The following is a 14,618-nucleotide window of genomic DNA, read 5'->3' on the forward strand; positions in this document are numbered from 1 at the left end:
AAACGTACAATTGTCAACGCCCTTATTTTTTTCCAAAACCTCGTGCGCGATGCGGGTAAGCGCTCTTCGCATCGCCGTCTCGTCCATCAAGAGCGTCTTCGTCTCCGCCATGTCGACCGCCAGCCCTTCCATTGACATAAAAAAACTCCTTACCGGATTCGGTAAGGAGACGTGCATTGCGCGGGAGCCGAAGCCGACCCTTCGGCATGCCGTATCCGGCATGCCGAAGCACTCGCCTGCGCACTCGTTCCGAGCGAACGGAATCGGAGCGCACGGGTTCATGCCTGCGAGCGGACACGCCCGTCCTGCGCGTCGCGCAGATCGGTGCATGCCGCGCAAGCGGCGGCTTCATTGCAATGTTCGATCACCTTGCCAGCCTCACGGGACTGTTTTTAAAGGTGCATATTCGATTAGAGAGATTATCCCACGATGCGACGTTCATGTCAATCTATTATGTGCTATGATGGGTTTACTTTGTGTAGGCAGGTGTCGATATATGCTAGAACATTTAATCCAATCCGAAATTCGAAGCATCGCGATTTCAGGCATTCGTCAGATGGCGAACCGGGTCGCCCAATATAAGGACGTATTGTCGCTTACGATCGGGCAGCCGGATTTCCCGACGCCGCAGCATATCGTCGACGCGGCGGGACGCGCGGCGCAAGCAGGCAAGACGACGTACACGCCGAACGCGGGCTTGCCGGAGCTTCGCGAGGCGGCGGCTGCGTTCCTCCGCACCAAATACGGCCTCGATTACCGCGGCGCCGACGAGACGCTCGTCACCGTCGGCGCCAGCCAAGCGATCGATATGGCGCTTCGCACGATATTGTCCCCCGGCGTCGAAGTCGTTTTGCCCGGTCCGATTTACCCCGGGTACGAGCCGCTGATCCGCATGTGCGGCGCCGTCCCGGTGTACGTCGACGTCACGGACAGCGGCTTTAAGCTGACCGCCGAGAAGCTCGAGCCGGCGCTAACCGAGCGGACGCGATGCGTTATCCTCGCCTCGCCGTCCAACCCGACGGGCGTCGCCCTGTCCCCGGACGATTTGAAGGCGCTCGCCGACTTGCTGTCGGATCGGGAGCTGTTCGTCATCTCCGACGAAATTTACAGCGAGCTCGTATACGATCGTCCGCACGCTTCGATTGCCGCATACCCGGGCATGCGGGAGCGAACGATCGTCGTGAACGGCCTCTCGAAATCCCATTCGATGACGGGCTGGCGCATCGGCTTTACGTTCGCGCCGGCGTATCTGACACAGCATATGGTCAAAGTGCTGCAGTATAACGTCACCTGCGCCGCCTCGGTGAGCCAATACGCCGCGCTCGAGGCGCTTACGGGGGGCATCGACGACGCTTCGCCGATGCGCGAAGCCTACGTCTCCCGACGCGATTACGCGTACGAGCGGCTCGTCGCGGCCGGCTTCGACGTCGCAAAGCCGGAGGGCGCCTTTTATATTTTTCCGTCGATTCGCCGTTTCGGCCTCGACTCGACCTCCTTCGCGTACCGGCTGCTCGAGGAGCGGCTCGTCGCCGTCGTGCCCGGCAACGCTTTTACCTCCTACGGGGAAGGCTATGTGCGCCTGTCCTATGCCTGCTCCATGGACACGCTGTCGGCCGCTCTGGATCGGATAGAAGCGTTCGCCGCATCGCTCGCATAGTCTTGCCTGCCCCGAAGTCCATCCGACTTCGGGGCTTCCTTTTCCAACCGCTAACCCGTATACTTCCCCTCCGCTCTCTTTCCAACCTTCTTCCCTTTGCTCAGCCCCTTGTTTCGGTTCCATCCCGTAACGGCTATTCCAACCTATTTCCCTTTCCTCAGTCCTTAGTTTTGGACCCATCCTGCAACGGACTTTTCCAAGCTGTTTCCCTTTCCTCAGCTCTCTTGTCCCGGCTCCTTACGCAACGTCTTTCCAGCCTTCTTCCTTCAGTTCAGCAACTTGAATTACGAAAACAAAAAAATTATTGAAAAGGGAACGTGTGTTCCGTATAATGGATTTTAAAGGAAGGTGCGAGAATGAGCGATCTTCGGATGGTCGATTATTTTTTCCGACGCCGGTGGCCGGACGGATTTCGGTGCCCTGGCTGTCATTATACCGAATTCACCCTGATTCGAACGCGCGGCCTGCCCTTATATCAATGTCGACACTGCCACCGCCAAACCTCCGTGACCTCCGGCACCCTTATGCATAAGACGCGCACCCCTCTCGCCAAATGGGCCGCCGCCATCGACGCACTGTCCGCTTCCCGCGGCTTAAACGCCAGAGAGCTCGCCGAGGCGATCGGCGTCACGCCGAAAATCGCTTGGACGATGTTAAGGAAATTCCGAGCGGCCATTCAAGAAATCGAGGAATCCCGCAAGCTGGAGGGGAATGTTCATGTCGGCCTTCGAGCACTTGCGCCAGCTTCGATATGGATATTCCTTCCGCACCGTCACTATCGCCCCGAGCGGGTCGTTTCGGTCAGCGCCTCGATCGGTCCCACGGGTAGGCCGTCCGCTTTGAAAATCCAACGCGTGGAGCGGAGCGACTTGGTTCCAGGGTTCAAAGAGCCGACCGAGCTCGGCCTGCGCCGCATCCTGGACCGTTCGGTCGCCCCGGGCGTTCCGTGGACATGGCATGGCGGCTGGCGGAAATTCCCGGAGACGCTCCAGGCTTGTTTTCAGGACGTCCGTCGTTGGCTGGTGACCACCTTCAACGGCATCGGCACAAAATTTTTGCAAAGTTATTTAAACGAATATTGCTTTCGCCGCAACCTTGCCGCCGAGGGCGCCGACCCCCGCGAAGCATGGCTGCAGCTTTGCGTCCGCCCGCAAGTCGGCGTGTAAGAGCGTGCCGGAGCGACAAGCGCTGAGCCACAAGCACCGGACGACGCGCACGTGCTAGCACTGGGGTGGCGTGTACCGGCACTAACACTAAGGGAGAAGCACTGAGCGACCGGCACTGCGTTACAGCGGGGTCTGCGCGCACGTAGAAGCACTGGGCGGCGAGTACGAAGCTATCGTATGAGTGACGAGCACATTGCAGCGCACGTACAGCACGTAAGGAGCGAGCGCGGCGTCTTGCACCTGGGTACAACTTGGGGCGGTGCGTTCGGGCTGATTGTACCGAGTACTGAACAAAGGGAAAAAGGTTGTAAAAGCGCGCGTAAAGTCCCCCCAACCACCTCTGTAAAAAAACCTCCGCAGCGGCTACGGCCGCTGGGAGGTTCCGAGGTGGCGAATATAAGAGCTCAGAAGACGGACGGCGACGCCGATCGCTTCTTCGCTCGGTTCGAGTTTGGCGTGGTGGAGGCCGTACGGCGCGTCCACGCCGAGCCAGAACATAAAGCCGGGGATGTCCTTAAGGAAATAGCCGAAGTCCTCGCCCGTCATCGCCGCGTCGCATTCGACGAGTCGCACATCGGCTTCCGCCTCGCGTACCCAACGCATGAAAGCTTCCGTCTCCGCGGCATGGTTGAACACCTGGTAGTAGTTCGAACCGTAATCGAGGGAGGACGTCACGCCGAAGCCGGCTTCGAGGCCGGCGAGCAGCGCTTCGATCCGAGCCTTCACCGCGGGCATCGAGCCTTCCGACAGCGTTCGGATCGTACCCTCGAGGCGCACATGCTCGGCGATGATGTTTTGGCGCGTTCCGCCTTGGACGACGCCTAACGTGACGACCGCGGACTCGAGCGGGTTGACGTTGCGCGCGACGATCGTCTGCAGCTGCATGATGAGCGACGCGGCCGCGACGATCGTATCGTTCGTCCGATGCGGGAATGCCGCATGGCCGCCGACGCCGCGAAGATCGATGAACAGCTCGGACGTGTTCGCGAATAAGGTGCCGGCGCGGGTGGCGATCGTGCCGACCGGATATTCCGGCGCGATGTGCAGCGCCAGCATCAGATCCGGCTTCCACGCGCGGAATTCATCGCTTTCCAGCATCGGCTTCGCGCCGCCCGGCCCCTCTTCCGCCGGTTGGAACACGATGAGCACGTCGTCGTCGACGGGAGCAGCGACGAGCGCCGACAGCAGGCCTAGCGCGATTGTCATATGAATATCATGGCCGCAGGCATGCATAAAGCCCGGGTGCTCCGAGCGGAAGGCGTACGACGTGTCTTCCTCGATCGCGAGCCCGTCCATGTCGGCCCGATAGCCGATGCGCCGCGCGCCGATGCGGCCTCTGATCAAGACGAGGACGCCCGTGCGCCACGTCTTGATGTCGAGCCGCTCCTGCGGCAGGCTCGCTATGGCGTCCAAGACGTAGCGCTGCGTCTTGAATTCGGCGAAGCCCGGCTCGGGAATGCGATGCAGCGCCCTCCGGACGGCGACGAGGTCGCCAGACAACAACGCGCTCATTATTTCAAGTTCCGGAGCTCTTTAATGATTTCCGTCTTGGACTTCGTCTTGTCGTCGACCATCTTAATGATGCGGGCCGGCACGCCTGCGACGACCGCATTCGCCGGAACGTCCTCGACGACGACGGCGCCCGCCGCTACGACCGCGCCTTTGCCGACGCGTACGCCTTCGAGAATGACCGCGTTCGCGCCGATCATGACGTCGTCCTCGATGACGACCGGCTGCGCGGACGGCGGCTCGATGACGCCGGCCAAGACGGAGCCCGCCCCGACATGGCACATCTTGCCGACTTGTACGCGGCCGCCGAGCGTCGCGTTCATGTCGATCATCGTGCCTTCGCCGACGACGACGCCGATGTTCAGCAGCGCGCCCATCATGATGACGGCGTTATCGCCGATCGTCACCATATCGCGAATGATCGCGCCCGGCTCGATGCGGGCATTGATGTTCTTCGTGTCGAGCAGCGGGATGGCGGAGTTGCGGCGGTCGTTTTCGATCTCGTAATATTCGATCGTCGATGCGTTCGCATCGAGCAGCGGCCGCACTTCGGCCAAGTCGCCGAACAGCACGCCGCCGCCTTCGCCGAAATCGAACACCTTGACGCTGCCGCGCTCGCCGCTTGCGATCGAGCCTTTGAAGTATACTTTGACCGGGGTGACCTTTTTGCTGTTCTTGATAAAGTTAATAATTTCCATCGTATCCATGCGTAAAATCCTCCTAGATATGTAAATTTCTATTACAGCATTCTAAGCTGTTCAATGAACTCCTGCATCTCGGCCGGCAGCGGCGCTTCGAACATGAGCCGCTCGCCTGTACGCGGATGAGTGAATCCGAGCGCAGCCGCGTGCAGCGCTTGACCCGGCACGCGCATCGTCCGACCCTTGGAGCGCCCGTACACCGGATCGCCGACGAGCGGGTGGCCGATAAATTTCATATGCACGCGAATTTGATGCGTGCGTCCGGTCTCGAGCATCAACTCAAGCACCGTATAGTCGGCGAATCGTTCCGTGACCGCGAAGTGGGTGACCGCGTGTTTGGCCCCCTTTTCGGTGACCATAAACAGCTTGCGATCCTGCGGATCGCGGCCGATCGGCGCATCCACCGTGCCTTCGTCGTGCTCGAGCACGCCGTGGACGACGGCAATGTAGCGGCGCGTAACGGAATGCTCCTTCAGCTGCTCCGCGAGCGACACATGCGCCAGGTCGTTCTTCGCGGCCATCAGGAGGCCCGACGTGTCTTTGTCGATCCGATGAACGATGCCGGGGCGAATTTCGCCGTTGATCCCGGACAAATCTTTGCAGTGATACATGAGCGCATTCACAAGCGTGCCGGATGGATGCCCGACGGCGGGATGCACGACCATGCCCCGCGGCTTGTTCACGACGATGACGTCGCCGTCCTCGTAGACGACATCGAGCGGAATGTTTTCCGGCACGAGCTCGGTCGCGGCCGGCGCCGGCGGGCGCACGACGACCTCGTCTCCGGCGGATAGCTTATAGTTCGGCTTGACCGACGCGCCGTTGACGACGACATGTCCGTCGCGGATCCAATCCTGCAGCTGCGATCGGGATACATCCTCGCTGAACGCCTCCACCATCGCCTTATCGATGCGGGTCCCCGCTTCATCGGCTCCGACGACCCATGCGAAAGCCTCCGCTTCATCCGTTGACGGAATCATGCGTTACCTCCTTCTTTTCGCGTCTTGCCTCGAGCAGCGTGTCCAGAAAAATCAAAGAGATGCCGACGACGATCCCCGAATCGGCGATGTTAAAAATCGGAAAGTCGTACACGAAAGGGATGCCGATCCCGCGGAAATCGAATACGAAATGAAGAAAATCCACGACTTCCCCAAGCCTCACGCGATCGATAAAATTGCCGAGCGCGCCCCCGAGCAGCAAGGACAGCGCCAGCGGCATCAGTCGACGCCCTTCCCGAAGCGTGCGAATCATGTAATAGACGATACCCGTTACGACGACGATCGTCACTACGATGAAGAACAGCCGCTGATCCTGAAGAATGCCCCAAGCGGCGCCGCGATTCCGGTGCGAGGTCAGCGAGAAAAAGTCGCCCCATACCGGGATGACTTGTCCGATGTCCATGCGCGTCGCGACCAGCCATTTCGACCATTGATCGAGCAGCAGCACAAGTAACGAAACTAACCAGAAAATCAATAGAGGTGCCTCCCGTCGGAATCGAAATTCCATCCGTCATTGTACCATAGCATTCCCCAGAACGTCCACGATGTGCGCCCTGGCGCAGGTTCTGTCCGTTCGGTACAGGTTCTGCGCCCTGACGCAGGTTCTGTCCGTTCGGTACAGGTTCTGCAATTCCGCTCAGCATTTCCCGCTCGTAAAACAAGCCGTCCGGGCAAACCCTAACGGTACTACCAGGAGAGGAGAACCGCAACCATGAGCCACTTGCAGCAAGCGCAGCTCGCGTCATTGCGCAGCGATCTGCTCCGCGAACGGGACGAGCTCGCGAGACGACTCGAGGCGAGCGACAAATTCGGCATGAACGAGCCGATGGGCATCGAGCTCGGAGAGCTCTCCCTGTACGACAACCACCCCGGCGACATCGGGAGCGAGATGTTCGAGCGCGGCAAAGACTTGGCCTTGGCCGAGCTGTGGGAGCATCAATTGGAAAAGGCCGAAGCCGCCCTCGCCCGCATCGACGCCGGTACGTACGGACATTGCTTGCGCTGCGGAGAGCCGATTCCGCTCGAGCGGCTCCAGGCGCTCCCATCCGCGGAATATTGCGTCAAACACGTGCCGGACGACGACACGTCGTACCGACGCCCGCGGGAGGAGAAATTTTTGGCTCCCGCCATGCGTTCCGATATGGATCATGACGATACGACCCAGTTCGACGGCGAGGACGCCTGGCAGATCGTCGAGCGGTGGGGCACGTCCAACACGCCGGCACTGCAGGAAGGTCGCGACAACACCGACTACAACGATATGGAAATCGAAGCGGACGAAAACGAAGGTTACGTCGAGCCGCTCGAGAGCTTCTTAGCTACCGACATGTACGGCAATAACGTAACCTTCATTCGGAACGATGTATATCAAAAATATTTAGAGCAAGGCGAGGGCTACGGTCTGCTCGAGCCGGACGCCTACGAAGACGGGGACATGCGGGACGGTTACTTCTAATAATAGAAGCCGCCGCCCCCCTGCATATGCGCTTGTACGGATTCGACCAGATCGGCGATGTAATGCCCGATAATCGGCAAATCCAACGCTCCGATCTGGCGAAGTACATACACGATCGTCGCGGAAAACACCGTGACGCCGATCGCGATGCCCACGCCCCGCGCCGCCCCCGCGAGCAAATTCGTCATAATCAGCTTGCGCGGGGAATTGAGCAGCTGTACGTATTCGGCCAGCTGCGCCCGCTCCAGATGGTTCGCGATTCGTTCGAGGTTCGACTGCGTTGCGTTCCGTTGCGTCGGATCCACCGTCGCCATGTCCCGCCCTCACTCCTTCTGTTTTTACAAAACGTGAAGTTGTTTGACTACCGACGTGCATCGGTTGCAAAGCGTCGGGTGGTCTTCGTTCGTACCGACCTCCGGCGTGACGATCCAGCAGCGCTCGCATTTGTCGCCGGAGGCGACCGACACTTTCACCGCCAAGCCTTTGAGCGACGCGGCGTCGGATGGAGCTTCCTCCCCGGCCGCGACCACCGCTTCGGAGACGATAAACAGCTTCTCGAGCGCCTTCGCATCGAATTGGCTCAAAATGTCCGCCGCCTCGCGGGCGGTCGGGTACAGCGTCACCTTCGCGCTTAAGCTGTTGCCGATAAGCTTATCCTTACGCGCGGTCTCGAGCGCCTTCAACACCTCGTCGCGCACGTCGATCAACGACTCCCACTTCCGCTCGAGCGCCGCATCGAACACGTCCGCGCGTACAGGCGCAAGTACGGTCGTCTGTACCGTATCGCCGTCGACGCCCGGGATATACCGCCATACTTCGTCGGCCGTATGCGGCAGGATCGGAGCGATCAACTGCGTCACGGCGATGAGCGATTCGTACATCACATATTGCGTTTGTTTGCGCTCGAGGCTATCCGCCGCATCGGCGTACAACCGGTCCTTCATGATGTCGAGGTAGAACGCGCTCATCTCGACGGCGAGGAAATGGTGCACCGCCTGGTAGACGGTATGGAATTCATACGACTCGTACGCTTTCAGCACCTTTTCCTTCATTCGCTCGAGGCGGATCAGCGCGAAGCGATCCAGCTCGGAAAGCTCCTGCGCCGCATAGCGATCCTTGACCGGGTCGTAGCCGGATAAATTGCCGAGATAAAACCGCAGCGTGTTTCGGATTTTCCGGTATACTTCCGCGGTTTGCTGCAGGATGCCGTCCGACAATCGCACGTCCGATTGGTAATCGGTCGACGCGACCCACAGACGTAGGATGTCCGCCCCCAGCTGATTGCATACTTTCAGCGGATCGACGGTATTGCCGAGCGACTTGGACATTTTGCGGCCTTCCCCGTCAAGCGTAAAACCGTGGCTGAGAACCGCCTTGTACGGGGCGCGGCCGTTCACCGCCGTCGACGTAATGAGCGACGAGTTAAACCACCCGCGGTATTGGTCCGATCCTTCCAAATACAAATCCGCCGGCGATTGAAGGTCGTCGCGCGCCTCGAGCACCGCCATATGGCTGGAGCCGGAGTCGAACCACACGTCCATAATGTCGGTTTCCTTGCGGAACTCGCCGTGCCCGCACTTCGCGCAGGCGGTGCCGGCCGGCAGCAGCTCCGATTCCGGCTTCGCGAACCAGGCGTCCGAGCCTTCTCGCTCGAACAAGTCCGCGACATGCGAGATCGTCGATTCGTTCACGAGCGGCTCGCCGCAAGAACGGCAGTAGAAGATCGGAATCGGCACGCCCCAGACGCGCTGTCTGGAAATGCACCAGTCGCCCCGGCCTTCGATCATGTTATGCAGCCGCACCTCGCCCCACGAAGGCGTCCAGTCGACGTTGCGGATTTCTTCCAGCATCTTCTCGCGGAACGCGTCGATCGACGCGAACCACTGCTCCGTCGCCCGGTAGATGACCGGCTTCTTCGTCCGCCAGTCGTGCGCGTATTGGTGCTTGATGTAGCCCATGTGCAGCAGATGGCCGCTTTCCTTCAGCCGCTCCGTGATCACCTTGTTCGCGCCGTCGTAAAACAGCCCCTCGAAGCCCGGCGCTTCCGCCGTAAAATGGCCTTGGTCGTCGATCGGGCTCAGTACGCCGATGCCGTATTTTTGGCCTACCGCGAAGTCGTCCTCCCCGTGCCCCGGCGCCGTATGCACGCACCCCGTGCCCGCTTCGAGCGTAACATGCTCTCCGCACATGACGAGCGAGTCGCGGTCGTAGAACGGGTGCTGGCAGGTCGCATATTCGAGCTCCGCGCCCCGCAGGCGCGCCTCGACGTTCGGCGCCGTCCAGCCGAGCTCCTTCGAGACGCTCTCGAGCAGCCCTTCCGCGACGACGAATTTCCGTCCGTCCACGCCGACGACGACGTACTCCAGATCGGGGTGCACGGAGATGCCGAGATTGGCCGGGAGCGTCCAAGGCGTCGTCGTCCAGATGACGATTTCCGCGTCCGCCGGCAGCTTTCCCTTGCCGTCCCGCACCGCGAAGGCGACGTAGATCGACGGCGACGTCTTCTCGCGATATTCGATTTCCGCTTCCGCGAGCGCGCTCTCCGACGACGGCGACCAATAGACGGGCTTCAGCCCTTTGTAAATGTACCCCTTGTTCACCATCGCGCCGAACAAGCGAATTTGCTGCGCTTCGTACTTCGGCTGCAGCGTCACGTACGGGTCGTTCCAATCCCCTCGCACGCCGAGCCGTTGGAACTGCGCCTTCTGCTTCTCGACCCACTCCCAGGCGTATTCCGCGCACAGCTTACGGAATTCGAGCGTCGTCATTTTCTTCCGATCGGCGCGGCCGCTGTTCGCGATCGCCTGCTCGATCGGCAGGCCGTGGGTATCCCAGCCCGGCACGAACGGCGCATCGAAGCCCTGCAGCGATTTGAACCGCACGACGATATCTTTCAGCACCTTGTTCAGCGCATGCCCGATATGGATGTCGCCGTTCGCGTACGGCGGACCGTCGTGCAGCACGAACTTCGGCTTGCCCGCGCGCGCAGCCCGCACCTTGCCGTATACGTCCATCTCGGCCCATCGCGCCTGCATCGCCGGTTCGGCGGTCGGCAGGTTGCCTCGCATCGGGAAATCGGTTTGCAGCAAATTCAGCGTCTTGCTGTAGTCCATCTTTTCCATTTTCTTATCACCGCTCCTTCTTTATGAAACGTTCTGAAAACGCAAAAAAACTTTCCGCCCAAGGGACGAAAAGTTTCGGTTTCGTGGTACCACCCTTATGATCCGACCGGAGATGAAGCAGGTACGGACCACTTTGCCATCGGTAACGGGATGATCCGGCTCGGGCTACTGGCTTGCGCGTTCGGCCGAGCGCTCATGGATGATTTTCCGTCGACCGTTCGACGCCGGGCTTTCACCTGTCCCCGGCTCTCTGGGAAGAACGCGTTCGACGTACTCGTTCCATTCTACGCTTTCAGTTCAGCTTGGAATTGCATCTACAATACCAAATTCTCGGAGGGAAATCAACGATTGAGATCGCCTACGGCATGAATCGACGAATTGCTGTTCGACTCGAGCGTATCCCAGCTGTCGTGGCCGAGCATCTCGAGCTGCGCCTCGATCAGCGTCTTGAAACGCGTCCGGTAAATGGAAGCTTGCTTCTTCAGCTCCTCGGTTTCAAGGGCTACCTTGCGCGACTTGGCCAGCGCCTCGTTCACGATGCGGTCCGCGTTCTTCTCCGCTTCGCGGATGATCAACTGCGCTTCCTTCTTGGCGTTCGACTTCACCTCGTCGGCCGCTTCCTGCGCTACGATGATCGTCTTCGACAGCGTCTCTTCGATGTTCGAGAAGTGGCCGAGCTTCTCCGACTGCGCTTGCAGCTGGGCTTGAAGCTCTTTGTTTTCCCGGATCAACGCTTCGTAATCTTTAATGACTTGGTCCAGAAACTCGTTGACCTCATCCTCGTCGTATCCCCGAAGGCGTCTGCTGAATTCTTTGTTATGAATGTCGAGCGGCGTTAAGGGCATGGTGCACCTCCTGAATGCTATGAACGAAATCGAATCGATAGATAGAACACGATTAGCGTAACAGATTCGACACCAACCGCCGGATTCCTGCACGTTTACGCAAATTTCCCGATCTTCAGCCGGATACGCCCCTTCTTCGACACGCCGTCGACGGACAAAATTTTATACCGGCCGAAGCCTTGCAGGGAGATGACGTCGCCTTCCTTCAGCTGCCGGGAAGGGTCCTCTTCGACCTTCCAGTTCACCTTGCAGCGTCCCGCTTGAATCGGCGCGGCCGCCTTCGCGCGCGAAAGCCGCGTCGCTTCGCTGACGACCCCGTCCAGCCGCAGCGACGCGACCGTGCAAAACAACTCCTCTATGGCCTGGCTGGCGCCTTGCAGCCGGTCCAACGGGAGAATGTCCGTAAATACGCGAACGCGCCCGACCTGCGACAGATGGAGAGAGAAGAACGGCGCCATCTCTTCCGCGACGAGAAGGTGGGAGCCCCACTCGTGCACGTGGATGTCGCCGATTTTGTCCCGTTTGACGCCGAGGCCGAGCATCGCTCCAAGGTAGTCGCCGTGATCGAGCTCGCGAATGCGTTCGTCGTCGCTCGTGACGGCGAGGACGACGATGCCGATCGGCTCGTACGCCGGATCGAGGAAGTCGGGGGCGACAATCGCCCGCCGCCGCTCGGCGCCTTCGTACCCGCCGTCCGTGCGGACCGACGCGCCGTCCTCCCGGTTCGCGAGCGTCTCTACGATGAACGCTTGCCGCGGATCCAAGAAGTCGGTGCGCTTCGTCTGCTTGCGGACGGCAGCGTCCTCCACCCATTCGGCGGCTTTGTCGACGAACGGCTTTTCGTCCGGATGGAAGTGTTCGTACGGTATCGATCGCATCGGTTACGACGGAATGACGAACCGAACGACCGCTTCGATACCGAGCACGATAAAGCGGAGCGCGAAGATCGCCACGATCGGCGAGATGTCGATGACGCCGCCGATCGCCGGGATGAACCGGCGGAAAATGCCGAGGTACGGCTCCGTCACCTTCCCGAGCAGTTGACCGATGAAGCTGTCTCTCGCGTTCGGCACCCAAGACAACAGGACGTATGCGATAATCATGTAAAAGTAAATGTGATACAGGGTCCATACGAGGTCAACGATTTGATATTCCAACAACGTCCTACCACCTCGGTTTCTTATGTATTGTCGTTCATCATGTCGGTGATGACGCCTTGAATTTCGACGGAATCCGGCGTGCAGACGAAAATGTTCGGGCCGACCTTCGAAATCGCGCCGTTCAACGCGTACACCGTACCGCTCAGGAAATCGACGATCCGCATCGCCTGCTCGGGACGCACCCGCTGCAGGTTCACTAAAATCGCCTTGCGGGCCCGAAGATGATCCGCGATGTCTTGCGTCTCCTCGTAATTACGCGGCTCGCACAGCACAAGTTTCGAAGATTTTTGCGCATGCAGCGAAACGACGTTGTTTTTCACCCGACGGAATTCCTGCTGCTCCCGCTCCGGTTCGTCCGCTGCGCCGTACGGAGCTTCCCGGTCGACGACTTCTTCTTCCTCCTGCAGCCCCAAAAAGTTAAAAATCTTGTTCATCATTCCCATCATCCGACTCCTCCCCGGTCTTACCCCACTTCGTTTCCTACAAGAATGGATCCCAAACGGATCCATGTAGCGCCCTCTTCCACGGCGACCTCGAAATCGTTCGACATGCCCATCGACAAATGCGGGATCGGTTTCCCATACGCATTCCTCGCGTTCGCTTCGTCCCGCAGCTCGCGCAGCCGGCGGAAGACGGGTCTTGTCCGCTCCGGATCTTCCTCGTGCGGCGCCATGGTCATCAATCCGACGACCTCGATCGACGAGCATTCGGACAATCGCGACAGGAACGGCATGAATTCCTCCGGCGCCATTCCGTGCTTCGACGCCTCGCCGGATACGTTCAGCTGGACGAAGCAAGGGACGACGATGCCGAGCCGTTCGGCTTTCTTCTGAATCTCGTCGGCCAACGACCACCGGTCGAGCGAATGGATCGTATGGAACCGCCCCAGCACGTCCTTCACCTTGTTCGTCTGCAGATGTCCGATAAAGTGCCAGGCGACGCCGACTCTCGCTCGCAGCGCTTCCCACTTGTCCTTGGCGTCCTGCCACCGGTTCTCGCCGACGTTCGGGTACCCCGCCTCGATCGCTTCGATCGTTCGGGCGAGCGACACATATTTCGTCACGGCGATGACGCCGACGTCTTCCCGTCTCCTGCCGCTTCGTTCGCAGGCGTCCGCGATCCGGCGCTCGACGCGCTCCGCGGCATCCCTCAGCGACCCGTTCACGGTCGCCTCACCTCTTCCTTCCGCGCGATCCATGCTGTCATCCGTCCGGTCCGGCCGTTCTCCTTCCGATGGGAGAAGAACAAATCCGTCCGGCAACTGGTGCAGTATTGAGATATTTCGATACGATTCGGCAAAATTCCTGCTTCTGTCAGCTTTTGTCGATTGAATTTTGCTAAATCGAGCAAATAACGTCCCGGGGAGGACGGCGTTATGCTCGATTCGGCATCCTTGCGGATATGCATGGCGACGTGATCGTCCACTTCATAGCAGCAGCCGCGGATCGAGGGGCCGATCGCGGCGTACAGCTCGGACGGCGCGGAGCCGAACGCCTTCGCGAACGCGCGCACCGTCTCGCCGGCGATATCCGCCACGGACCCGCGCCAGCCCGCATGGGCGACGCCGACCGCCCGGCGAACCGGATCGACGAACCAGAGCGGCACGCAATCCGCATAAAACGAATTCAGCATCACGCCGGGAACGTTCGTGAGGAGCGCGTCGGTCGCGGGAATCGCGTCGTCGCGGGAGGCGAAGCCCCTGCCGGCGTCGGACGCTTCCACGACCCGTACTTGTACGCCGTGCACCTGTTCTGCGCAGGTCCATCCCTCCGGCGCGAAGCCCGCCGCGATCGCGACGCGCCGCCGATTTTCGACGACGTCCGCATCGGCGTCCCCCACGTGGAGTCCGCAATTCAGGCTGGACCACGGCTCGGCGCTAGTCCCTCCGATGCGCGTGGAGAAGCCGGCGGAAAGCCAAGGGAAGCGCTCTTCCCAGGACGACCATCGCAGCAGCGAAGGGCCGTCACCGGCGTCCTTCAACGTCAAGGGTTCGTTCGCGGCATG

General features: G+C 60.1%; 15 protein-coding genes, 2 pseudogenes and 1 other annotated feature. Of the genes and pseudogenes, 4 read left to right on the forward strand and 13 right to left on the reverse strand.

Annotated features, from left to right (window positions below; genetic code table 11):
• Positions 1–111, reverse strand: a pseudogene (locus tag VEZ38_RS01525) (bifunctional pyr operon transcriptional regulator/uracil phosphoribosyltransferase); the annotation flags it as partial.
• 385 nt (positions 112–496) lie between these two features.
• On the opposite strand from VEZ38_RS01525, the gene VEZ38_RS01530 reads away from it, so the two are divergent.
• The 3 genes and pseudogenes from VEZ38_RS01530 to VEZ38_RS01535 all read left to right on the forward strand — a co-directional run bounded on the left by VEZ38_RS01530 (position 497) and on the right by VEZ38_RS01535 (position 2,823).
• Positions 497–1,657, forward strand: coding sequence for an aminotransferase A (locus VEZ38_RS01530; protein ID WP_324891257.1), 1,161 nt, complete (start codon positions 497–499; stop codon positions 1,655–1,657).
• A gap of 371 nt (positions 1,658–2,028) precedes the next feature.
• Positions 2,029–2,145: pseudogene (locus VEZ38_RS20570) on the forward strand (transposase); the annotation flags it as partial.
• 36 nt (positions 2,146–2,181) lie between these two features.
• A complete protein-coding gene (locus VEZ38_RS01535; protein WP_324891259.1) occupies positions 2,182–2,823 on the forward strand; it encodes a hypothetical protein in 642 nt (213 codons plus the stop codon).
• Positions 2,824–3,186: 363 nt separating this feature from the next.
• On the opposite strand, the gene VEZ38_RS01540 is transcribed toward VEZ38_RS01535, so the two are convergent.
• From VEZ38_RS01540 to lspA, 4 genes are read right to left on the reverse strand one after another with little or no spacing between them, the layout of a single operon-like run.
• The gene (locus VEZ38_RS01540) at positions 3,187–4,335 is read right to left on the reverse strand and encodes an N-acetyldiaminopimelate deacetylase (RefSeq protein ID WP_324891261.1); all 1,149 of its coding nucleotides are present in this window, start codon (positions 4,333–4,335) and stop codon (positions 3,187–3,189) included.
• Positions 4,335–5,039 carry a 2,3,4,5-tetrahydropyridine-2,6-dicarboxylate N-acetyltransferase gene (gene dapD, locus VEZ38_RS01545; protein ID WP_324891263.1) on the reverse strand — a complete coding sequence of 235 codons (705 nt, stop codon included), beginning with the start codon at positions 5,037–5,039 and terminating at the stop codon, positions 4,335–4,337. The genes VEZ38_RS01540 and dapD overlap by 1 nt, the downstream gene beginning before the upstream one ends.
• Before the next feature lie 32 nt (positions 5,040–5,071).
• Positions 5,072–6,013 carry an RluA family pseudouridine synthase gene (locus tag VEZ38_RS01550; RefSeq protein ID WP_324891265.1) on the reverse strand — a complete coding sequence of 314 codons (942 nt, stop codon included), beginning with the start codon at positions 6,011–6,013 and terminating at the stop codon, positions 5,072–5,074.
• The gene (lspA, locus tag VEZ38_RS01555; protein WP_324891267.1) at positions 5,994–6,506 is read right to left on the reverse strand and encodes a signal peptidase II; all 513 of its coding nucleotides are present in this window, start codon (positions 6,504–6,506) and stop codon (positions 5,994–5,996) included. Before lspA ends, VEZ38_RS01550 begins: the two co-directional genes overlap by 20 nt.
• Before the next feature lie 237 nt (positions 6,507–6,743).
• Here lspA and VEZ38_RS01560 point away from each other — a divergent pair, with 237 nt between their 5' ends.
• Positions 6,744–7,487, forward strand: coding sequence for a TraR/DksA C4-type zinc finger protein (locus tag VEZ38_RS01560; RefSeq protein WP_324891270.1), 744 nt, complete (start codon positions 6,744–6,746; stop codon positions 7,485–7,487).
• Here the strand turns inward: VEZ38_RS01560 and VEZ38_RS01565 are convergent.
• From VEZ38_RS01565 to pgeF, 8 genes are all read right to left on the reverse strand, one after another.
• Positions 7,484–7,801 (reverse strand): DUF5665 domain-containing protein, encoded by a 318-nt coding sequence (locus tag VEZ38_RS01565; protein ID WP_324891272.1) that lies wholly within the window; start codon positions 7,799–7,801, stop codon positions 7,484–7,486. The genes VEZ38_RS01560 and VEZ38_RS01565 overlap by 4 nt on opposite strands.
• Positions 7,802–7,825: 24 nt before the next feature.
• On the reverse strand, positions 7,826–10,600 hold the full coding sequence (gene ileS / locus VEZ38_RS01570) for an isoleucine--tRNA ligase (protein ID WP_324891287.1): 2,775 nt from the start codon (positions 10,598–10,600) through the stop codon (positions 7,826–7,828).
• A gap of 67 nt (positions 10,601–10,667) precedes the next feature.
• Positions 10,668–10,905: a binding site (T-box leader), on the reverse strand.
• A gap of 45 nt (positions 10,906–10,950) precedes the next feature.
• The gene (locus VEZ38_RS01575) at positions 10,951–11,454 is read right to left on the reverse strand and encodes a DivIVA domain-containing protein (RefSeq protein WP_324891274.1); all 504 of its coding nucleotides are present in this window, start codon (positions 11,452–11,454) and stop codon (positions 10,951–10,953) included.
• Between the two features lie 95 nt (positions 11,455–11,549).
• Positions 11,550–12,332: an RNA-binding protein gene (locus VEZ38_RS01580; RefSeq protein WP_324891276.1), complete on the reverse strand. Its 783-nt coding sequence runs from the start codon at positions 12,330–12,332 to the stop codon at positions 11,550–11,552.
• 3 nt (positions 12,333–12,335) lie between these two features.
• The gene (locus VEZ38_RS01585; protein WP_324891278.1) at positions 12,336–12,614 is read right to left on the reverse strand and encodes a YggT family protein; all 279 of its coding nucleotides are present in this window, start codon (positions 12,612–12,614) and stop codon (positions 12,336–12,338) included.
• Positions 12,615–12,634: 20 nt separating this feature from the next.
• Positions 12,635–13,057: a cell division protein SepF gene (locus VEZ38_RS01590; RefSeq protein WP_324891280.1), complete on the reverse strand. Its 423-nt coding sequence runs from the start codon at positions 13,055–13,057 to the stop codon at positions 12,635–12,637.
• Between the two features lie 20 nt (positions 13,058–13,077).
• Positions 13,078–13,812 (reverse strand): YggS family pyridoxal phosphate-dependent enzyme, encoded by a 735-nt coding sequence (locus VEZ38_RS01595; protein WP_414694635.1) that lies wholly within the window; start codon positions 13,810–13,812, stop codon positions 13,078–13,080.
• The gene (pgeF, locus tag VEZ38_RS01600) at positions 13,776–14,600 is read right to left on the reverse strand and encodes a peptidoglycan editing factor PgeF (RefSeq protein WP_414694636.1); all 825 of its coding nucleotides are present in this window, start codon (positions 14,598–14,600) and stop codon (positions 13,776–13,778) included. The genes VEZ38_RS01595 and pgeF overlap by 37 nt, the downstream gene beginning before the upstream one ends.
• Between the last annotated feature and the right edge of the window lie 18 nt (positions 14,601–14,618).

Source organism: Paenibacillus sp. (genome assembly GCF_035645235.1).
Lineage (GTDB): Bacteria > Bacillota > Bacilli > Paenibacillales > YIM-B00363 > Paenibacillus_AE.

Bases quoted from the DNA above. Each gene is read 5' to 3' on its own strand.
- VEZ38_RS01530 (WP_324891257.1), top strand. From the start codon at position 497: ATGCTAGAACATTTAATCCAATCCGAAATTCGAAGCATCGCGATTTCA.
- VEZ38_RS01535 (WP_324891259.1), top strand. From the start codon at position 2,182: ATGCATAAGACGCGCACCCCTCTCGCCAAATGGGCCGCCGCCATCGAC.
- VEZ38_RS01540 (WP_324891261.1), bottom strand. From the start codon at position 4,335: ATGAGCGCGTTGTTGTCTGGCGACCTCGTCGCCGTCCGGAGGGCGCTG.
- dapD (WP_324891263.1), bottom strand. From the start codon at position 5,039: ATGGATACGATGGAAATTATTAACTTTATCAAGAACAGCAAAAAGGTC.
- VEZ38_RS01550 (WP_324891265.1), bottom strand. From the start codon at position 6,013: ATGATTCCGTCAACGGATGAAGCGGAGGCTTTCGCATGGGTCGTCGGA.
- VEZ38_RS01560 (WP_324891270.1), top strand. From the start codon at position 6,744: ATGAGCCACTTGCAGCAAGCGCAGCTCGCGTCATTGCGCAGCGATCTG.
- VEZ38_RS01565 (WP_324891272.1), bottom strand. From the start codon at position 7,801: ATGGCGACGGTGGATCCGACGCAACGGAACGCAACGCAGTCGAACCTC.
- ileS (WP_324891287.1), bottom strand. From the start codon at position 10,600: ATGGACTACAGCAAGACGCTGAATTTGCTGCAAACCGATTTCCCGATG.
- VEZ38_RS01575 (WP_324891274.1), bottom strand. From the start codon at position 11,454: ATGCCCTTAACGCCGCTCGACATTCATAACAAAGAATTCAGCAGACGC.
- VEZ38_RS01580 (WP_324891276.1), bottom strand. From the start codon at position 12,332: ATGCGATCGATACCGTACGAACACTTCCATCCGGACGAAAAGCCGTTC.
- VEZ38_RS01590 (WP_324891280.1), bottom strand. From the start codon at position 13,057: ATGGGAATGATGAACAAGATTTTTAACTTTTTGGGGCTGCAGGAGGAA.
- VEZ38_RS01595 (WP_414694635.1), bottom strand. From the start codon at position 13,812: ATGGATCGCGCGGAAGGAAGAGGTGAGGCGACCGTGAACGGGTCGCTG.